We start from the raw sequence: 19,667 nt of genomic DNA, 5'->3' as shown, positions 1-19,667 counted from the left end.
CCAGCGGAACCGGCCGCCCGGCAGAGCCTTTCCATCAGGCGGTGAGAGCCATGTCCGCCTGGCTGCCAGGGCAGCCGAAGGCACGGTCGAACCACAGCTGCGAGAGATCCGGCGATATCCCGGCCTTAGCCGCCACAGTGCGGTAGATTTCTTCGGAATACTCCCAAAGGCCAAGGCAGATGCGCTCGCGGCCTTCTCCCTGCGTGGCGACGATTTCGGGGCTGAAGCCGAGGCTGCGGTAGATCCGCACCATGCGCCGGTCGAACACTCCCGCGAAATGCTGCACCGCGAAGTTGCGCATGATTTCCACCCCGCCGAGCGTCAGGGCACCCGCGGCATTGCCACTGGCGTGCCGGGACAGGCAGAAGCGGGTGCATTCCCAGATCAGCGGGCTGCAGATCGGCACACCGCCGGTGAGGCCGGGGAAGACCTCGTTAACCATGACCCGGCCGGTTGTGGGCAGAAAGCGCATGGAGCCGCCGTGGCTGCCGTCGGGCATTTCCCAGATCACATAGAGCGGGTCGAGTGCGTCGTATTGATCGCGCTCCTCGCCGCGAACGTCCACCTGCACGTCCCAGCCCAGCCGGGTCCTGAATTGATCCGCCCGGTCGCAGAACATCGAATGCGCCAGGTCTGCATGTTTGTGCAAGTCGCGGCCGTAGATGTATCGAAGCATGTTGAGTCCCCTTTAACTTGAAAAGTGGGGACAGGGTACCGCCTCCAAGGTGAGTCCCTGAGGTTGTTTTTTCCCGTTAACGCTAACGGCAAAAATCAATTGCTATATGATGATGATTCCGAGACTGATCGCCCGGGCGATGGCGTGGGTGGTGTTGATAGCGCCCAGCTTGAAACGGGCGCTTTCAATGTAGACCCTGAGCGTGTGCTCAGAGATCGAGAGCGTCTGGGCCACCTGCGCGCGGCTGTAACCGATGGCAAGAAGCGTGAGCGCATCGACTTCGCGCGGGGACAGCGGCTGGGTCTGGTCAGGGCCGCGGCTGGGTTCGAATTCCAAGGCCTTGCGGTTGAAATAATGCGCCATCAGGATGAGGTCCCGGCTGTGCTTGCCGGTGAATTTCATCCAGGTCTCATCGTCGCAGTTGTCACTTATGGTAAACACGGCAAATTGGCCGTTCGGGCCGCGGATAGGAATGGAATACCCCTGGTTCCCGACTCCATGCGCGAGCGCATCCTTGTGGAATTCGCGCGCGGGTTTCGAAGACCAGTCCAGCCGTTTCCAGTCCACCGGGTGAAAGCGCTGGTAGCATCCGGCCACCACGGGGTCGATCCGCACATAGGCCTTTTCGGCGTAGCGTTCGGTCCATTCCTGGGAATAGGTGCCGAAATAGTAATGGTCGCCGGCGCTGTCGACCCAATGGTACATGGCATGATCGACATCGAAGACCGCACAGACCTGTTCGATGATCTGTTGCAGACCATCGAGGGAAGTGGTGGCATCAAGTGCCTCCAGAATACGGTCCAATTCTGCTTGCTTCGCCATTCACCCGGGTGCCGCTGTGGTTGGGAATTGGCGCAATCTCTGTCCGAGCGACCTGCAAGGTTGTGTCCAGCTGACTGGCCAGGGTCCCCAGCCCTTTTGCAGCGGCAACCTCCCTGAGGTCAATGAGAACGTCCAATATCCACTCATTTTGTTCCATGGGCGCCCCGTGAAAAAGCAAAAACACCGTAAAATATCTGATTAACGGCAGGCGGACCTGCAAGATATTCACTATTTTTCCCTCCCCATAAATGGCGGGTTCGGATGCGATGCGCGTTAAGCGCGCGCAAACCTTCCGGAACGTGCAACGTCCGCGAGTCACTGCCGTGATTCGCGGACGTTCACCGGCGCAGCGGGCCGGTGCCGGTCTGCTTAGCCGCGCGCCTCCAGCACGTCCTGCAGGGTGCGCAGGCCAGTCTTCGGCGCTTGCACCAGCACCGACATGTTGCCCGGCAGATGCTCGTTGCGCATCATCTTCATGTGCGCTTCGGGAAGATCGTTCCAAGTGAAGACCTCCGACATGCAAGGGTCGAGACGGCGCTCCACCATCAGCTTGTTGGCAGCGGAGGCCTGCTTCAGATGCGCGAAATGCGAGCCCTGCAGGCGCTTTTGGTGCATCCACATATAGCGCACGTCGAATGTCAGGTTGTAGCCGGTGGTGCCAGCGCAGATCACCACCATGCCGCCCTTCTTCACGACGAAAGTGGAGACCGGGAAGGTCGCCTCGCCCGGGTGCTCGAACACCATGTCAACGTTCACGCCCTTGCCGGTGATGTCCCAGATCGCCTTGCCGAACTTGCGGGCTTCCTTGAACCACTCGGCATATTCCGGAGTGTTGACCGTCGGCAGCTGGCCCCAGCAGTTGAAGTCCTTGCGGTTCAGCACGCCCTTGGCCCCGAGCCCCATGACGAAGTCGCGCTTGCTCTCGTCCGAGATCACACCAATGGCGTTGGCACCCGCGGTATTGATCAGCTGGATCGCATAGGACCCCAGCCCGCCCGAGGCGCCCCAGACCAGCACGTTCTGGCCCGGCTTCAGGTCGTGCGGCTCGTGGCCGAAGAGCATCCGGTAGGCGGTGGCCAGAGTCAGCGTATAGCAGGCGCTTTCCTCCCAGGTCAGGTGCTTGGGCCGCGGCATCAGCTGCTGCGCCTGCACATTGGTGAACTGGGCGAAGGAGCCGTCCGGAGTCTCGTAGCCCCAGATCCGCTGGCTGGGCGAATACATCGGGTCGCCGCCGTTGCACTCCTCGTCGTCGCCGTCGTCCTGGTTGCAGTGAATTACAACCTCGTCGCCAACCTTCCAGCGCGTCACCTTGGAGCCGACTGCCCAGACGATACCCGAAGCATCGGAGCCGGCGATATGGTAAGGCGCCTTGTGGCCGTCAAAGGGCGAGATCGGCTTGCCGAGCGAGGCCCAGACACCGTTGTAATTGACGCCTGCCGCCATCACCAGAACCAGCACCTCGTTGCTGTCCAGCTCCGGCACATCGACCACTTCCTGCACCATCGCAGTGTCCGGCTCGCCGTGGCGCTCCTTGCGGATTGCCCAAGCGTACATCTTCTTGGGCACGAAACCCATCGGGGGAATTTCCCCCATCTCATAAAGATCCTTTTCGGGCGCCTCGTACGACATGACGTCGGTCTGGGTGTCCAGTGCCATGATGGCCTCCTTGTTTGCCTCTTTTGCCGCGGTGCAGAATCGCAGCGCTTATCTGAGGGATAGGATTGGCAGGGTAACAATGCAACCCCCTTCGGATCAACTGCGCAATTTTATGACCGAGCGGATGCAGCATCGCATGTGGCAGCCGCAGCATCGCCGGGAGCGGATGCGGGCTCCGCCAGCATTGGTTTCGGCAGCAGATGGCGGATCGATGCGGCGTAAAAGGCCAGCAGATCGCGCTGCCCCGGCGCCACCCGGCAGCGGCCCTGACGGCAGGTGATCAATCCCCGCGACTCCAGCCGCCGCAGCGCTGTGGCCATCTCGAATACGCAGTTCTCCCGCGGCAGGTGCAGTGCCGAGAACGGAATCGCTTCCAGCAGCGCAGCCGCGCGGTGGGTGACGGCAGCGCGGCTCAGATCGTCCTGCTCCAGCAGCACCGCGGCGGCCAGCGGCACCGGCAGCACCGGCACGATCTCCCCGATCCGCTCCATCAGCTCCCGTGCGAGCGGTACGGTCACCTCGCCGCTGCGCCCTTCGGCAAAGCCGCGCAGGCTGAGCGGCCGGCCGAAGCTTACTGCCGCGTGGCCGAAGCGGCGGTATCGGCCGGTCATCCACAGCCACAGCTGGCGCAGCATCTTCAGCGCCACCACCCCAATGCGCGCCCGGAAGCGGCGTTCGCCCGCGCGGGCGGCGGATGTCAGGATCTTGTCCTCAAGCACCCGGTCGTAGTTCAGCGCCACCGGCACAAAAACCACGTCGCGTGCCTCGGCCGCGCTGGCATCGGCAATGTATTTCAGCAGCCCCAGCTTGGGCGCTGCCAGCGCCCCATCGAGGCTGAGCCCGCCTTCGGGGAACATCGCCTGAGTTACGCCGCCGCGGGTCGCAAGCCGCACGTAGGCCGCCAGAACCGCGCGGTAGAGCGGGCTCAGCGAGCGGCGGCGGATGAAATAGGCGCCCATCGCCCGGATCAGCCGGGACAAGGGCCAGACCCGCGCCCACTCCCCCACCGCATAAGACAGCGTCAGCCGGTGCGCCGCAAGGTAAGTGACCAGCACGTAATCCATGTTGGAGCGGTGGTTCATCACGAAGACCACGGTGGCATCCGGGCTGATCTGGCGCAGCGCGCTTTCGTCCCGGTGGCCGAAGCGCACATGGTAAAGCGCGTTGGACAGGAACCGGGCGGCCCGGATCGCCAGACCGAAATAAGCAAACGCGGAAAACCCCGGCACGATCTCTCGGGCATAGCGGCGGGCCTGCTCGAATGCGACGTTTTCCGGGATGCCCTCGGCCGCCGCCTGCTCTGCCACGGCCTTCGTCACTTGCGGGTCGTAGATCAGCCGCTGAATCATATCGTAGCGGCGCGCCAGCTTGAAAGGCTCGATTGGCCGCTCCAGCCGCCGGTTCAGCCGGGCCACCGCGCGCTCCAGCCGCCGCCGGAAGAACCAGCGCACTGAGGGGAACAGGAAATGCGAGGCAAAGGTCACCGCGGCAAAAACCACGACAAGCACGAAAAGCCAAAGCGGAAGTTCTACCGTCTGCGTCATATCCGGACAGTTGCCCAGGTGCCGGACGTTGACAAGGAATTTGCCCAGCCACCGAATTTGCCCAGCCACCGCCCCGCCCTTGCTGCTCGGGCCATGCGGCCTTTGCCGCAACGCAGCGAATTGACAAGGGTCGATCATTACGGTTTACATCACCGTGACGAAATAAAATTACCAACACCATGAATCGCGAGGCCCGCAATGCCGCAGACGCAAAAAGACCGCCCCTGGCTGATCCGCACCTATGCCGGCCATTCCACCGCCAAGGCCTCGAACGCGCTCTACCGGTCTAACCTGGCGAAGGGGCAGACCGGGCTTAGCGTCGCCTTCGATCTGCCCACCCAGACCGGCTATGACAGCGACCACGAGCTGGCGCGCGGCGAGGTCGGCAAGGTCGGTGTGCCAATCGGCCACCTGGGCGACATGCGCGCCCTGTTCGACCAGATTCCGCTGGAGCAGATGAATACCTCAATGACGATCAACGCGACCGCGCCCTGGCTGCTGGCACTTTATATTGCGGTGGCAGAGGAACAGGGGGCGGATGTCGCCAAGCTCCAGGGGACCGTGCAGAACGATCTGATCAAGGAATATCTCTCGCGCGGCACCTATATCTGCCCGCCCAAGCCCAGCCTCAAGATGATCGCGGATGTGGCGGAGTACTGCTACACCAATGTGCCTAAGTGGAATCCGATGAACGTCTGCTCCTACCATCTGCAGGAGGCGGGCGCGACGCCGGAGCAGGAGCTGGCCTTTGCGCTTGCCACCGCGCAGGCGGTGCTCGATGAGCTGAAGCCGCGGGTCCCGGCGGAGGATTTCCCGGCGATGGTCGGCCGCATCTCCTTCTTCGTGAACGCGGGCATCCGGTTTGTCACCGAAATGTGCAAGATGCGCGCCTTCGTCGACCTCTGGGACGAGATCTGCCGCGACCGCTATGGCGTGGAGGACCCGAAGTTCCGCCGCTTCCGCTACGGCGTGCAGGTGAACTCGCTGGGTCTGACCGAGCAGCAGCCGGAAAACAACGTCTACCGCATCCTGATCGAGATGCTGGCGGTGACACTGTCGAAGAAGGCCCGCGCCCGGGCTGTACAGCTCCCCGCCTGGAACGAGGCCCTCGGCCTGCCCCGCCCCTGGGACCAGCAGTGGTCGATGCGAATGCAGCAGATCCTGGCCTACGAGACCGACCTGCTGGAATACGGCGACTTGTTCGACGGAAACCCGGTCGTGGACGCCAAAGTGGAGGAGCTGAAGGAAGGCGCCCGCGCCGAACTCGCCAATCTCGCGTCGATGGGTGGTGCGGTGGCCTCCATCGAGTACATGAAGGGCCGGCTGGTCGATTCCAACGCCGAGCGGCTGAACCGGATCGAGCGGAATGAAACCGTGGTCGTCGGCGTCAACAAGTGGACCGAGGGAGAGCCCTCGCCGCTGCAGAGCGAGGACGGCGGCATCATGGTGGTCGATCCGGCGGTGGAGCAGGAGCAGATCGCCCGGCTGAACGAGTGGCGCGGCAGCCGCGACGCGGACGCGGTGCAATCGGCGCTGGCAGGCCTGCGGGAGGCCGCCGCGCGCGGCGCAAACATCATGGCGCCCTCCATCGCGGCCGCCAAGGCCGGCGTCACCACCGGCGAATGGGCCGAGGAGATGCGCCGCGTCCACGGTACCTACCGCGGGCCCACCGGGGTTTCCGCTTCGGTCTCCAACCAAACCGAGGGGCTGGACGACCTGCGCGCCGCCGTGGACGCGGTGAGCCGCACGCTCGGCCGCCGCATCAAGTTCGTGGTCGGCAAGCCTGGGCTCGACGGCCATTCCAACGGTGCCGAGCAGATTGCATTCCGGGCCCGCGACTGCGGCATGGACATCACCTACGACGGCATCCGCATGACGCCAGCGGAACTGGTCGCGGCGGCGCAGAAGGACGATGCCCATGTGGTTGGCCTGTCGATCCTGTCGGGCAGCCACCTGCCGCTGGTGGAGGAGATGATGCAGCGCATGAAAGCGGCAGGCCTTGGCCACGTGCCGGTAGTCGTGGGCGGAATCATTCCCGACGAAGACGCCCGGAAATTGAAATCCTACGGCGTGGCGCGTGTCTATACGCCCAAGGATTTCGAGCTCAATTCAATTATTGGTGACATCGTAGAGCTGGCAAAGCCGCCTCAAATTGCAGCAAATTGACTTTGCCTGCGCAATTTTTCGCGAGAAGCAAAAAAAGATGCTGAACCGCGTCTGGTATTTGGGTCATAAAGAATGACACACCAAATCAAGTGGTGTGCCATTTGCAAAGGAGTGCCACGTGACCCAAGACCTTTCGTCGATGTCCCGTAAAGAATTGCTCAAGCTGCAGGGTGATGTCGAAAACGCCCTGCGGGAGGCAGAGTTGCGGGAACGTCAGGAAGCCCTGAAAGCGGCCGAGGAAGCCGCCGCAAAATATGGTTTCTCGCTGGATGAAATTTCCTCTGCCGCGCGCCAGAGTTCAAAAAAGACCAAGGCCGCCCCGAAATACCGCAACCCCGCAAACCCGAGCGAAACCTGGACCGGCCGCGGCCGGAAACCGCATTGGGTGCACGAAGCGCTGACCGCGGGCATGGATATTTCCGAATTGGAAATCTGAACCAGGAACAGGTGAATTCATGACCATCCACATTGGTGCCGCAAAAGGTGAAATTGCGGAAACCGTTTTGATGCCCGGTGACCCCTACCGGGCGAAATGGGCGGCAGAAACCTTTCTCAAGGGCGCAACCCTCGTCAATGAGGTGCGCGGCATGCTTGGCTATACCGGCACTTGGAACGGCCACCGCGTCACCATCCAGGGCAGCGGCATGGGCATGCCCTCGCTGTCGATCTACGCAAACGAGCTGATCCGAAACTACGGCGCCAGAACGCTGATCCGCATCGGCTCCTGCGGCGGCATGCAGGAGAAGGTTGCGCTCCGCGACGTGATCCTGGCAATGACGGCGAGCTCCGCGGGCAGCCCCTCCCGCACCATCTTCAAGGAGTTCGACTTTGCGCCTTGCGCCGACTGGGGCCTCCTGCAGGCGGCGCATGCGGCTGCGGCGAAGCGCAGCGTCACCACTCACGTGGGGGGCATCTACTCCTCGGACACGTTTTACGACGAGCGCCCCGACCTGAACGAGCAGATGGTGCGCCATGGCATCCTCGGCGTGGAGATGGAGGCTGCCGAGCTTTACACGCTTGCGGCGCGCCACGGCTGCCGGGCCCTGGCTGTGCTGACGGTTTCCGACCACCTGGGCACCGGCGAGGCGCTGGACTCCGGCGAGCGCGAGCGCAGCTTCGGCGACATGGTGGAAATAGCACTGGAAGCAGCCTTCGCCTGAGCGGCGGAGCTGTTAAGACAGGAATAGGCAGCGGGTCTCCGCTGCCTTTTTTTTGCTGGCCGCCGCAATTTGCATTACCGCAGCACGCCGCAGGCGCGCTGCCCGGCCCAAGGCCCGGCCGCCGCATTTGCAATGCGGCACCGGGGCGCGGGAGCCCTCCCCTGCCTCTGTTCCCGGAAGCGTGTTCAGCGTCCGTGGCTGCGGTCGTAGCCGTTCGGCGCCGGGCTCTGCCAGCCCTCCAGCGCACCCTCCACCGGGGCAAATATCTCGATCAGCAGCGGATGGCAGGCGGCCGCATCCGAGGTATGCTCGGCCGAGCAATCCCCGCCCGGGCAAGCGCTGAGTGCTCCCAAAAGGTCGATTTCTGCAAAAAACTCCAGGTAATCGCCTGGCCGCACCGGGCTTGCCTTCATGAAATACTGGCCGGTATCGCGGGTGAACCCCGTGCACATGAAGACGTTCAGCACGTCATGCACATGCGGCTCCGCCTCCAGGAGCGGCAGGCCGAGGTGATCGGCCAGCGCCCGGGTCAGGTTGGAATGGCAGCAATGGTGGTACTGGCTGCCCTTCAGGAGGTTGCCGGTATAGGGATCGCAACGGGTGCCGATCACGTCATGCACCGCGCCGCCGTAAGGATCGATGCCGTACCAGTCGAGCGTATCTTCGATGATGGTCGCCATCGGGCGCAGCTGCGGCAGGCTGCTCCACAGCCGCTCGCCCGTGGTGACATGGGTGCCGTGCAGCGCCCGGGTCTTGCCGGAGTAGAACCGCTCGGACAAGTCATGGCGGTTCCACAGGTTGAGATCGCCGACCTGCGGCCCCTCGACCGAAGAAATCCGGAAGAAATGCCCCGCGGGCACCTCGAAACACGCGGCATCGCGCGGCTGGGCCAGCAGCTCGCCGGTCTTTACCGCACCCGCCCGGGCGCGGCGGTAGAGCGCGAGGTCCGGTACCGGCAGAGTCTCGTTCGGGTAGCAGATCACCGGCTTTACGGCGCGGCGGGCCCCGGCGTCTTCGGGCGCGGCAGAGAGAGAGGGCATCAGGCAGACCTTCCTGTTCGTTTGCCCCATCAAGACGAAGCCGCGGCAGAGGTGCAACCCCTGCCGCGGCTTGTTCCGTCAGATCGGATCACGTCCGGTTTGCCCGGATCAGATCACCACTACGTCCAGCGGCGGGAAGCCGTTGAAGCCGACCGAGGAATAGGTCGAGGTGTAGGCGCCGCAAGAGTGAATCACCACGCGGTCGCCCGCCGTCAGGCCCAGCGGCAGCTGGAAGGGCTGCTTCTCATAGAGCACATCGGCGCTGTCGCAGGAGGGGCCTGCAAGAACGCAAGGCCCGAAGGTCTCGTGATCGCGGGCAGTGGTGATCCGGTAGCGGATCGCCTCGTCCATGGTCTCAGCGAGGCCCGAGAACTTGCCGATGTCCAGATACACCCAGCGGTGCAGGTCGTCGGCGTGTTTCTTCGAGACCAGCAGCACTTCGGCGGCAATCGCACCGGCTTCGGCGACCAGGCCGCGGCCCGGCTCGGCCATCACCTCGGCCGCATCGGGGAAGCGGGCCTCGACCTGGGCCATCACCACGCGGGCATATTCCTCGGCCGCCATCACTTCGCTGCGGTAGGCGGCCGGGAAGCCGCCGCCGATGTTGATCAGCCGCAGGTCATGGCCCGCATCGCGGCCTTGCCGCCAGACTTCGGCGACCTGATCCAGCACCGGCGCCCACATCAGCGGATCGCGGGTTTGCGAGCCGACGTGGAAAGACAGACCGTGCACCGAGAGGCCGCGGGCGGCGGCAGCGTCCATCAGCTCGAGCGCCATCTCGGGCGAGGAGCCGAACTTGCGGCTCAGCGGCCAGTCGGCGCCGGAGGCCTCGACCACCACGCGCAGGCAGACATGCGCGCCCGGCGCATGTTCGGCAAGCTTGTCCAGCTCCTCCACCGCGTCGGCGGAGAAATGGGTAATCCCCAGCGCGTGGGCAAAGGCAATGTCGGAGGCGCGCTTGATGGTGTTGCCGAAGGTAATCCGGTCCGGGGTGGCACCGGCTGCCAGGCACATCTCGATCTCGGCGCGGCTGGCAGCGTCGAAATTGGAGCCGAGGCGGGCCAGCATTTCCAGGATGCCGGGGGCCGGGTTGGCTTTCACGGCGTAATGGATGCGGGCGCGGCCCAAACCGCGGTCCAGCGCTCGGTACTGCCGTGCAACGGCCTCGCTGTCGATCACCAGGGTCGGGCGGTCGAAATGCGCTTGGGCGATGTAATGCAGGTGGCGGGGAACAGAAACAGGCTCGAGGGCGGTTTGCCCAGCGGCGAATGCGTTCATTGTCATCTCCAAAAGACCCGGCCATATATGACCGCTCAGTTCCATCAGAGACGTTACCGTCGCTACGTAACCTTAGGGGAGTGAGCCCTTTCGACAGAGGCGCGTGCGTTGGCGTCTAGAGCGCCCATATCGGGCAAGAGAACGAGTCTTTCAAGTATTTTCTGCGGCAATTTTTCAGTCTTTTCCGCAGCGCTTTTTCAGTCACAGGTTCCACCCCGGCGGCACCGGGCCGCCTGCGGCCGCGGGAGCTGAGCGATAAGCCGGGTCTGCCCTATTGCGGCTTGCGGCAGACGCGGGGCGGAGCCTCCCCCGGCTCGACCGCGCCGCATGCGCTGCAGCGCCACCGCGCTTGGGCGCGCTCCTGCCGCCAGCGGCAGTCGCGGGTAAGGCTGGTGGTGCGGCGGCGCCAGAAGAAATAAGCGAGCACCCCGGCCAGAAGGAGGAGAAGAAGCACCGGCATGGCCCCTATCTAGGCGCGGCGCCGCGACACCGCAACGGGGCCGCCGGTGGCGGGGAAGCAGCAAGTCTCAGGCCGCGGGCCGGCATTCTTCCGCCGCAGGTGCCGCAGCGGGCGCTTCCGGCGCGGCTTCGGGCGTATAGAAGGCAAAGGCCTGGTCCAGCGCCTCCGCAGCGGTGCGGGCTGCGGCGCTGCGGGTCTCTTCGGTTGCGGGAACCGCGGGATGTTGGCTCAGCGTCGTCTAGGTTGCCTCCGGTCTTTCCCGGTTTCCTCCCGCCACCCAGGCAGGGCCTGCTGCCGCGCGGCGCAGCAGGCATGTCCGCAATGGCGCCGTGGCCATTGCGAAACCGACGTGTGGGCAGCCAGTATCCCTAACCAGCCAGCAAATGCCCCGCCAGCCCCAGCGCGAATCCCGCGACCGCCCCCAGGGCCGGGGCGCTGCTGCCCCCGCCCCGCGCCTTGGGCGCGATGTCCTGGAACAGCAGGTAGAGTATCCCGCCCGCGGCAAATATCATCACTGCCCCAAGTGCCTCCGGCGCATCCGCAAGCCACAGGGTGCCCGCCACCGCGCAAAGCGGTCCGAGCGCGGCAAGGCCGGTGAAACCTGCCAGCACCGGCCAGGCCGGGCTGTCCTTGCGGCAGAGCTCACGGAAGGCGGCAAAACCTTCCGGCACGTTCTGCAGGAAGATCATCGCGGCCAGCACATAGGCAGTGGCGGCCTGATCCACCAGCATCGCCCCCAGCGCCATCGCCTCGGGCAGGAAGTCGAGCATCATTGCAAGCAAAAGCGCCCAGCTGCCGCCGCGCCGCTCCAGGGCCCCATCGACCAGGTAGAAGGCCGCCCCGCCCGCGAGGAACAGCGCCACGGCCGCGAGCGGCGAAAGCGCCTCCGCCGCCTCGGGCACCAGCACCAGCGCCACCGCAGCCGCCAGCGCGCCGCCGCCAAAGGCGGTCACCGCATGCAGCACCGCGTCGCGCACCACCGGGTTGCGGATGTGCTCATAGACGGCGAGCAGCCCGCCCAGGGGCATCGACAGGCCGGCGGCGGCCGACAGGAGAACGGCATAGAGAACGGGTTGCATGGCGAGAGCCTAGGCCCGCGCGGCAGGCTTCACAACTGCGCCGAAGACGCCGCCAAACGCCGCCGCGGTTCAGGCGTTGAGGCAGGAGGTTGCCTGCGCGGCCTGCGCCTCGCTCACGCCCGCGCCCGGCTCCACCCGGCGCAGCACCGTGGCCCCTGCCCCATGGCCCAGCACTTGGGTCTGCACCCGGTAGCTCCCTGTAATCCCGGCCTCAGCAATGCAACCCGGCAGCCGCGCGTCAGAGGCGGCGATCTGGGCGCCGAGCCGGTCGCTGTCACCCGCCGTAATACACCCCGCAAGCAGCGCCGCTGCCGCCAGAGCCGGAAAATGCCTGTTCATGCCCGTGTCCTCCGCCTGCCCTGCGCCCTGCCCTCAGGGAGGGCCCGGAACGTTATACGCCCCGGTTTCGCAGGAAACCGGGGCGCGATCAATCGTGGAGGCGCGGCAGCGGCCGCACCGGCAGAGCTTTGCGGATCAGAGCGTGCGCTCGACCATCATCTTCTTGATATGCGCGATGGCCTTGGCAGGGTTCAGGCCCTTGGGGCAGGTCTTGGCGCAGTTCATGATGGTATGGCAGCGGTAGAGCTTGAAGGGGTCTTCAAGATCGTCGAGCCGCTCCGGCGTCGCCTCGTCGCGGCTGTCCACGATCCAGCGGTAGGCGTGCAGCAGCGCCGCCGGGCCGAGATAGCGGTCGCTGTTCCACCAGTAGCTCGGGCAGGCGGTGGAGCAGCTGGCGCACATCACGCATTCATAGAGGCCATCAAGCTTCTTGCGGTCCTCGATCGACTGTTTCCATTCCTTCGCCGGGCGGTTGGTCTTGGTTTCCAGCCACGGCATGATCGAGGCGTGCTGGGCATAGAAAAGCGTCAGATCGGGGATCAGGTCCTTCACCACCGGCATATGCGGCAGCGGGTAGATCTTCACGTCGCCTTCGATCTCGTCCATGCCGTAGATGCAGGCCAGCGTGTTGATGCCGTCGATGTTCATCGCGCAGGACCCGCAGATACCCTCGCGGCAGGAGCGGCGGAAGGTCAGCGTCGGGTCGATCTCGTTCTTGATCTTGATCAGCGCGTCCAGAATCATCGGGCCGCAGCTGTCCATGTCGACGAAATAGGTATCGACCCGCGGGTTCTGGCCGTCATCCGGGTTCCAGCGGTAGATCTGGAACTTGCGGACGTTGCTGGCGCCCGCCGGCTTTGGCCAGGTCTTGCCCGTGGTGATGCGCGAGTTCTTGGGGAGCGTAAATTCAACCATGATGCCTCTCCTTAGAACGTCCGCGCCTTGGGCGCGATCTTGTTCAGGCTGATGCCGCCCTGATCCTCGGTGGTGAGCGGATCGGTGATCACCGGCCGGTAGCTGAGGGTGACTTTCGTGCCATCGACGCGGGAGACGGTGTGCACCCGCCAGTTCTCGTCGTCGCGCTCTGCGTAATCCTCGTGCGCATGCGCGCCGCGGCTTTCCTTGCGCGCCTCGGCGCCCACGATGGTGGCAAGCGCATTCGGCATCAGGTTGGTCAGCTCCAGCGTCTCCATCAGATCGGAGTTCCACACCAGCGAGCGGTCGGTGACCTTGAGGTCATCGAGCTTTCCGGCGATCGCGGTCATCTTTTCGACGCCTTCCTTGAGGGTCTTGTCGGTGCGGAACACAGCCGCATCTTCCTGCATGGTGCGCTGCATCTCCAGCCGCAGCTCGGCCGTGGGCGTGCTGCCCTTGGCGTAGCGCAGACTGTCGAAGCGCTCGAATGCCTTGCCGACGGAGGCCTGGTTCAGCTTCGGGTTGGCGGCTTCTGCGTCCACCACCTTGCCTGCGCGGATCGCCGCGGCGCGGCCGAAGACCACGAGGTCGATCAGCGAATTCGAGCCCAGACGGTTGGCGCCATGCACCGAGGCGCAGCCCGCCTCGCCCACGGCCATCAGGCCCGGCACGGTTGCGGTCGGATCGTCTTCGGTCGGGTTCAGAACCTCGCCCCAGTAGTTGGTCGGGATACCGCCCATGTTGTAGTGCACGGTGGGCAGAACCGGGATCGGCTCCTTGGTGACATCGACGCCGGCAAAGATCTTGGCGCTTTCCGAAATCCCCGGCAGCCGCTCAGCCAGCGCTTCGGCGGGCAGGTGGGACAGGTTCAGATGGATATGGTCGCCATGCTCGCCCACGCCGCGGCCTTCGCGGATCTCCATGGTCATGGAGCGGGACACATAGTCGCGCGGTGCCAGATCCTTGTACTGCGGCGCGTAGCGTTCCATGAAACGCTCGCCTTCGGAGTTGGTCAGGTAACCGCCTTCGCCGCGCGCGCCTTCGGTGATCAGGCAGCCGGAGCCGTAAATGCCGGTCGGATGGAACTGCACGAACTCCATGTCCTGCAGCGCCAGCCCTGCGCGCGCCACCATGCCGCCGCCGTCGCCGGTGCAGGTATGCGCGGAAGTGGCGGAGAAATAGGCCCTGCCATAACCGCCGGTCGCCAGCACCACCATCTTGGCGTTGAAGACATGCATGGTGCCGTCGTCGAGCTTCCAGCACACCACGCCCTGGCACTGCCCGTCCTCGGACATGATCAGGTCGATGGCGAAATACTCGACGTAGAATTCCGCGTTGTTCTTGAGGCTCTGGCCATAAAGCGTGTGCAGGATGGCGTGTCCGGTGCGGTCGGCGGCGGCGCAGGTGCGCTGGACCGCGGGGCCTTCACCGAACTCGGTGGTGTGGCCGCCGAAGGGGCGCTGGTAGATCTTGCCCTCCTCGGTGCGCGAGAACGGCACGCCGTAGTGCTCCAGCTCGTACACCGCCTTGGGCGCCTCGCGGGCGAGATATTCCATCGCGTCGGTGTCGCCCAGCCAGTCCGAGCCCTTCACGGTGTCATACATGTGCCACTGCCAGCTGTCGGGACCCATGTTGCCCAGCGACGCGGCGATGCCGCCCTGCGCCGCCACGGTGTGGGAGCGGGTCGGGAACACCTTGGTGACGCAGGCGGTGCGCAGCCCCTGTTCGGCCATGCCGAGCGTCGCGCGCAGGCCGGCGCCGCCGGCGCCGACGACAACCACGTCGTATTCGTGAGTTTCGTATTCGTAAGCAGCCATAGAAAAAACCTCGGGGTTCGTCAGAGGGCCAGGCGCACCAGCGCATAGACGCTGGCGGCGGCCACTGCATAAGACAGGCAGTTCACCAGGATGATCGTCAGGCGCCCGGGCAGGCCGTGCACGTAGTCTTCGATCATGATCTGGGCACCGGATTTGAAATGCATCATGCCCACCCACATGGTCAGCGCGGCAACCAGTGCCGGGAAGGGGCGTGAATAATAGGCGGTGATCTCCTCGTAGGAGCCGCCCAGCGCCGGGCCGAAGGTGAAGACGAAGAGCGGCACCAGGATCAGGAGCCCGATCGAGCTCATCTGCATCGACCAGTGGTGCTGGGTGCCGGATTTGGCGCTGCCGAGCCCCATGGCCCGCTTGCGGTCAGTCAGAAAACGCATCGCGTCAATTCTCCCGGCTCAAACGATGATGAGGGTGAAAAGGGTGAGGGCAACTGAACCGATCAGGACGATCCAGCCCAGGTTCTCGGCCTGGTCCAGGTCCAGCATGTAGCCGTTGTCCCAGATCAGGTGCCGGATACCGGCCAGCGTGTGATACCACAGGCCGAGCACGGACAGGCTCAGCACCAGATCGCCGAACCAGCTGGTCAGCACGGCATTGGCGGAGGCAAAGCTTTCCGCAGAAGTGGCGGCGGCGAGAAACCACCAGGCAATCAGCAGCGCCGCAACGATCAGCGCATTGCCGGTGATCCGCGTCAGGATCGACGTGATGGAAGTCAGCTGCGGACGGTAGACCTGCAAATGTGGCGAAAGCGGGCGGTTGCCCCGATTAACATCGGCCATTTTGGCTCCTTTCCGGTTGGCTGACGACGTTTTAGCCGATTTTTGCGGACTGTCACCCGAACGAAGGGTAAAAATACGCGGTTATTTGTCCCGTTAGCGCGAAAACGCCGATAGTTGTGATCACACGCCATTCAATAGTGATCACAAACGCTGCAATTGGAAATTCTTTACAGAATCAATACCGGGTCTGCAAATTACCGCAAACTCCCGGCGGCTGCGGGCAGCGCCGCGGTCTGCCGCGCCACCTCCCGCAGCAGCTTTTTGCGGATGCCCTCGGGGTAGTCCGCAAAGCTCGCGGCAGTGACCACAAAGGCCCCCTCCCCCAGGATCACGTTCTCGTAGAAATAGGCGGTAAGGTCCGGCTCGCTCTGTTCGATGGCGATGGCGTTCACGGTTACGTTCGCGGCGCGCAAGGCCGGCTGCAGAGTGCGCGGCTCGGCGCCTTCGTTGGAAGGGCCGTCGCCGGAAATGTCGATCACCCGGCGGCGGCAGCCGGGGACGGCGCCGAACTGCGCAAGCCCCAGCGCCAGCGCCTCTCCCACCGCGGTGGAGTAGTTGCGCCAGGGCCGCGGCGCCTCCTCGATGCGCTGCGCCAGGGCCTCGAGCCCGGCGAAGCTCTGCACCTCTGTCCAGGGCAGGGTCACCTCCTGGCGCGCGCTTCCCGACCATTGCAGCAGCATAACCTGGGCCCGGCCGCGCACCAGCGACTCTGCCACGATGCCGTCGCGCAGCGCCGCCGCCAAACCATCCATCTGCGCCCGGTATTCACCGGAATCCACGGAGCCCGAAACGTCCACCGCCAGCACCAGCGCCAGATCGCAGGCCGCCGCCTTGAACGGTGCCAGGAAAATGAGGGATAGAAACAGATGCCGCAGGACCCGCATGGGCCGAGAGTAGGCGGGATTTGACCCACGGGTCATCACTTTTATGCCAGCGCCGCGCCCGCTCCGGTCACTGATGCAGCAGAAGCCCCGAGCCCGCGTCCCGCTCCAGCTTGCCGGCCAGCAGGTCGGAAATCCGCTGCAGGCAGTCCACCGTAAGCGGCTTGCTCAGGTAGCCTTTCACCGCCTCGAACCGCTGTGCCCGCTGCAGATCGCGCGGGTCCAGCGAGGAGGTCAGCATCACCACCAGCGCCTGACCGAGGTCCGGCCCCAAGCGCCGGCAGGCCTCCTCCAGAAACTCGAACCCATTCATCCGCGGCATGTTGATGTCGAGCAGGATCACGTCAACCGGCGGGCAGTCGTCGCCGGAGAGGAACTCCAGTGCCTCTTCGGCGTAGTCGAACATGATGATGTCATCCGCGAGCTTGGAGCGGCGGATGATGCGCCGGTAAAAGATCTGATCGGCGCGGTCGTCATCGACAACAACGACCCGCCCGATGGCCGGCTGGTCTTGGCTCGGCCCATTCATGAGTGTTTTCCCGGCAAGTTGACGATGAAGGTGGTGCCCCCACCCGGAGTGTCCGCCACGGTGATGCTGCCGCCGTGGTTCCGCGCAACACGGCGGCACATCGACAGCCCCAGCCCGGAGCCGGGATAGTCCTGATAGACATGCAGCCGCTGAAACATGCCAAAGATCTTCTCCCGGTCAGCGGGTGCGATGCCGATGCCGTTGTCGGCAACCGACAGCCGCACGCCGCCCGCTCCGTCTAACGGGGCAGCGCTGATGCGCATCCGCGGCGGTTGCCCGGGGCGCCTGAACTTGATGGCGTTGCTCAGCAGGTTCTGGATCAGCATCTGGATCTGCACCGCGTTGCCGGAGTAGACCGGAAGCTCACCCACCTCGATTCCGGCTTTTGCCCCGGCAATGTCGCCCCTGAGGTCGGAGAGCACCTCCTGCGTCAGGGCAGCGAGGTCCAGATCCTCGTGCCGCTGACGGTTTTCGGTGACATGGGTGAAGTTCAGCAGTGCATCGATCTGGCTGCGCATCCGCATCACTGTCTTGAGCCCAATGGCGAGCATCTCCCGCCCTTCGCCGTCAAGCTGGCCCTCCAGATGCTCGCTCAGTTCGTTCAGCACCATCAGAACAGTGTTCGCAGGCGCCTTCAGATCATGAGAAAGCGCGTAGGAGAAGGCGCGCAACTCCTCTGTCGCAAGCACCGCACCGGCCTTCTCGGTCTGCTCTGCGCGTTTCACCGCGGTCAGGTCATTGTGCGCGCCCAGCATCCGGACCGGTTTGCCGCTCTCATCCCGGATCGCGATGCCGCGGCAGCGCACCCAGACCGTGGATCCGTCGGCATGGGTATAGCGCACAATCTGGTCATAGGGGTGATTGGGGTCGGCGCAGTGGGCGTCGAAATTTTCCAGCGCCCGCTTCAGGTCGTCGGGGTTGATCAGGTCCTGCCATTCCGAAGGATCGTGGCGCTTGCTGGCCGGATCGACCCCGAACAGGCGCCATATCTCCGGGCTCATCCACTCCTGGTCCGGGTTTTCCAGATCCCAGTACCAGATCCCGTCCAGGGAGCCTTCCTGGATGAACTGCCAGACCGAAGGGTCGGTCTGGATCAGCTGCGACAACTCATCCTCGAGGTAGTGCCGGTCCAGCATGTGCCACCCTATGAGAAGCCGCCCCTATAGGTTGTAGATTGTCGCCATGCAAAAGTAAAGATTGAGTTAACCGATCCCGGGACCTCCCTCCGAAGGCGGTGATCAGCGCCTATTGCGGCATCAGCGCCCAGTAATCGAGATCGAGCAGCACGCCGGGCAGGTATTTGCCGTCCCCGCCCTTCAGTGCAAAGGGCGGCGTGCCGTCGCGAACGGCCACCAGCCGCAGCCTCAGCGCGCCGACGCCGGGCGCGGGTGTGTCGGCCTTGTCCAGCACCTCGGACCATGCCCGCACCGTGGTGCCCGCCAGGCAGGGGTTGGCATGGGCCCCGCCGTTGAGCCCGGCAATCACCTGCGCGTTGGCAAGCCCATTGAACGACAGCGTGCGCGCCAGCGAGATCACGTGGCCGCCATAGATCAGCCGGGTGCCATCCGGGCGTGCGGTGGTGTCGAAATGCACCTTGGCTGTGTTCTGCCACAGCCGCGTGGCCATCATGTGCTCGGCTTCCTCGATGGTGACGCCGTCGACGTGGTCGATAGTCTCCCCCACTGCGTAGTCGCCCCAGCGGTGCGGCTCCCCGGCAAGCGTGAAGTCGTAATTGGCAAAATCCAACCCCTCCGGCACCACCAGCCGGTCCGCCGGGATCACCTTGTCGAGCTCGGGGATCACGGTCTCCGGCGCAGGCGTATCGGAATCGCGTTTGCGCACCATCACCCAGCGCACGAAGTCGATCACACAATCATCGTGCTGGTTCAGCCCGCGGGTGCGCACATAGACGACGCCGGACTTGCCGTTTGAGTTCTGCTTGAGCCCGATCACCTCGGATTCCGCGCGCAGCGTGTCACCGGGGTAGACCGGCTTCAGCCAGCGCCCGCCGGCATAGCCAAGGTTTGCCAGCGCATTGAGCGAAATGTCCGGCACCGTCTTGCCGAAGACCAGGTGAAAGGCGGCCAGATCGTCGATCGGGGCGGCGGGCAGGCCGCAGGCGCGGGCGAATTCGTCGGAGGAATAGAGAGCGTGGCGCGCCGGATACAGCGCATGATAAAGTGCCCGCTCCCCGCCCGAGACGGTGCGCGGCACTGCGTGGCGGATCACCTCGCCAACGCGGTAGTCCTCGAAGAAGCGGCCGGGATTGGTCTTGGCGGCTTTCGGGGCGGTGCGGGCCTCGGGCATCAGTTCTCTCCCAGCTTGGTCTCGGGGGTATAGGTGCCCTCCGCCTCCTTCACCACGGCCTGGCCGCAGCGCATGAGGCCCTTCACCGGGTCAAAGGCCTGGGTCGGGCTGCCGTGCAGTTCCCAGCCCTTGTTGAGCGCATCGGTCACCTTGTGGCAGAAGGCCGAGGTGTCGTCCTCGGACAGGAAACGATAGAGTTTCATG

Annotated in this window: 20 protein-coding genes; 3 read left to right on the top strand and 17 right to left on the bottom strand. The window is 64.6% G+C overall.

The window, feature by feature from the left end; genetic code table 11:
* Positions 1 to 34 precede the first annotated feature (34 nt).
* From ACOHWE_RS15765 to ACOHWE_RS15750, 4 genes are all read right to left on the bottom strand, one after another.
* The gene (locus ACOHWE_RS15765) at positions 35 to 676 is read right to left on the bottom strand and encodes an acyl-homoserine-lactone synthase (protein ID WP_420667675.1); all 642 of its coding nucleotides are present in this window, start codon (positions 674 to 676) and stop codon (positions 35 to 37) included.
* A gap of 102 nt (positions 677 to 778) precedes the next feature.
* Positions 779 to 1,498, bottom strand: coding sequence for a helix-turn-helix transcriptional regulator (locus ACOHWE_RS15760; RefSeq protein WP_420667674.1), 720 nt, complete (start codon positions 1,496 to 1,498; stop codon positions 779 to 781).
* Between the two features lie 369 nt (positions 1,499 to 1,867).
* Positions 1,868 to 3,154, bottom strand: coding sequence for a crotonyl-CoA carboxylase/reductase (ccrA, locus tag ACOHWE_RS15755; RefSeq protein WP_420667673.1), 1,287 nt, complete (start codon positions 3,152 to 3,154; stop codon positions 1,868 to 1,870).
* A gap of 110 nt (positions 3,155 to 3,264) precedes the next feature.
* The gene (locus ACOHWE_RS15750; RefSeq protein WP_420667672.1) at positions 3,265 to 4,698 is read right to left on the bottom strand and encodes a 1-acyl-sn-glycerol-3-phosphate acyltransferase; all 1,434 of its coding nucleotides are present in this window, start codon (positions 4,696 to 4,698) and stop codon (positions 3,265 to 3,267) included.
* Positions 4,699 to 4,896: 198 nt separating this feature from the next.
* Here ACOHWE_RS15750 and ACOHWE_RS15745 point away from each other — a divergent pair, with 198 nt between their 5' ends.
* The 3 genes from ACOHWE_RS15745 (at position 4,897) to deoD (ending at position 8,024) form a co-directional block, all read left to right on the top strand.
* Entirely contained in the window at positions 4,897 to 6,864 is a 1,968-nt protein-coding gene (locus ACOHWE_RS15745; protein WP_420667671.1) for a methylmalonyl-CoA mutase family protein, read from the top strand.
* 118 nt (positions 6,865 to 6,982) lie between these two features.
* Positions 6,983 to 7,300, top strand: a complete 318-nt coding sequence (locus ACOHWE_RS15740) for an H-NS histone family protein (protein ID WP_420667670.1) — start codon at positions 6,983 to 6,985, stop codon at positions 7,298 to 7,300.
* 19 nt (positions 7,301 to 7,319) lie between these two features.
* Complete coding sequence (gene deoD, locus ACOHWE_RS15735) at positions 7,320 to 8,024, top strand: purine-nucleoside phosphorylase (protein WP_420667669.1); 705 nt, start codon at positions 7,320 to 7,322, stop codon at positions 8,022 to 8,024.
* Positions 8,025 to 8,209: 185 nt separating this feature from the next.
* Here deoD and ACOHWE_RS15730 read toward each other — a convergent pair whose 3' ends face one another.
* The 13 genes from ACOHWE_RS15730 to ACOHWE_RS15670 form a co-directional block, all read right to left on the bottom strand.
* Positions 8,210 to 9,064: an urea carboxylase-associated family protein gene (locus ACOHWE_RS15730; RefSeq protein ID WP_420667668.1), complete on the bottom strand. Its 855-nt coding sequence runs from the start codon at positions 9,062 to 9,064 to the stop codon at positions 8,210 to 8,212.
* Positions 9,065 to 9,172: 108 nt separating this feature from the next.
* Complete coding sequence (locus ACOHWE_RS15725) at positions 9,173 to 10,348, bottom strand: type III PLP-dependent enzyme (RefSeq protein WP_420667667.1); 1,176 nt, start codon at positions 10,346 to 10,348, stop codon at positions 9,173 to 9,175.
* A gap of 822 nt (positions 10,349 to 11,170) precedes the next feature.
* Entirely contained in the window at positions 11,171 to 11,881 is a 711-nt protein-coding gene (locus ACOHWE_RS15720) for a ZIP family metal transporter (RefSeq protein ID WP_420667666.1), read from the bottom strand.
* 69 nt (positions 11,882 to 11,950) lie between these two features.
* Positions 11,951 to 12,220, bottom strand: a complete 270-nt coding sequence (locus ACOHWE_RS15715; protein ID WP_420667665.1) for a hypothetical protein — start codon at positions 12,218 to 12,220, stop codon at positions 11,951 to 11,953.
* Positions 12,221 to 12,355: 135 nt separating this feature from the next.
* Positions 12,356 to 13,135 carry a succinate dehydrogenase iron-sulfur subunit gene (locus ACOHWE_RS15710; RefSeq protein ID WP_420667664.1) on the bottom strand — a complete coding sequence of 260 codons (780 nt, stop codon included), beginning with the start codon at positions 13,133 to 13,135 and terminating at the stop codon, positions 12,356 to 12,358.
* Positions 13,136 to 13,146: 11 nt separating this feature from the next.
* The gene (sdhA, locus tag ACOHWE_RS15705) at positions 13,147 to 14,952 is read right to left on the bottom strand and encodes a succinate dehydrogenase flavoprotein subunit (RefSeq protein WP_420667663.1); all 1,806 of its coding nucleotides are present in this window, start codon (positions 14,950 to 14,952) and stop codon (positions 13,147 to 13,149) included.
* A gap of 20 nt (positions 14,953 to 14,972) precedes the next feature.
* The gene (gene sdhD / locus ACOHWE_RS15700; protein ID WP_420667662.1) at positions 14,973 to 15,344 is read right to left on the bottom strand and encodes a succinate dehydrogenase, hydrophobic membrane anchor protein; all 372 of its coding nucleotides are present in this window, start codon (positions 15,342 to 15,344) and stop codon (positions 14,973 to 14,975) included.
* 18 nt (positions 15,345 to 15,362) lie between these two features.
* Positions 15,363 to 15,746, bottom strand: a complete 384-nt coding sequence (gene sdhC, locus ACOHWE_RS15695) for a succinate dehydrogenase, cytochrome b556 subunit (RefSeq protein ID WP_420667661.1) — start codon at positions 15,744 to 15,746, stop codon at positions 15,363 to 15,365.
* A 194-nt stretch (positions 15,747 to 15,940) separates the two neighbouring features.
* A complete protein-coding gene (locus ACOHWE_RS15690) occupies positions 15,941 to 16,630 on the bottom strand; it encodes a DUF1194 domain-containing protein (protein ID WP_420667721.1) in 690 nt (229 codons plus the stop codon).
* Between the two features lie 67 nt (positions 16,631 to 16,697).
* Complete coding sequence (locus ACOHWE_RS15685; protein WP_420667660.1) at positions 16,698 to 17,156, bottom strand: response regulator; 459 nt, start codon at positions 17,154 to 17,156, stop codon at positions 16,698 to 16,700.
* Entirely contained in the window at positions 17,153 to 18,292 is a 1,140-nt protein-coding gene (locus ACOHWE_RS15680) for a sensor histidine kinase (protein WP_420667659.1), read from the bottom strand. The genes ACOHWE_RS15685 and ACOHWE_RS15680 overlap by 4 nt, the downstream gene beginning before the upstream one ends.
* A 109-nt stretch (positions 18,293 to 18,401) precedes the next feature.
* Complete coding sequence (locus ACOHWE_RS15675) at positions 18,402 to 19,463, bottom strand: MaoC family dehydratase (RefSeq protein WP_420667658.1); 1,062 nt, start codon at positions 19,461 to 19,463, stop codon at positions 18,402 to 18,404.
* Positions 19,463 to 19,666 carry a DUF1737 domain-containing protein gene (locus ACOHWE_RS15670; RefSeq protein WP_420667657.1) on the bottom strand — a complete coding sequence of 68 codons (204 nt, stop codon included), beginning with the start codon at positions 19,664 to 19,666 and terminating at the stop codon, positions 19,463 to 19,465. The genes ACOHWE_RS15675 and ACOHWE_RS15670 overlap by 1 nt, the downstream gene beginning before the upstream one ends.
* Position 19,667 lies beyond the last annotated feature (1 nt).

Source organism: Cribrihabitans neustonicus (assembly GCF_048820895.1).
GTDB classification, from domain to species: domain Bacteria; phylum Pseudomonadota; class Alphaproteobacteria; order Rhodobacterales; family Rhodobacteraceae; genus Cribrihabitans_A; species Cribrihabitans_A neustonicus.
Note: the sequence above shows the minus strand (reverse complement) of the source record. Positions and strands in the feature narration are given on the sequence as shown.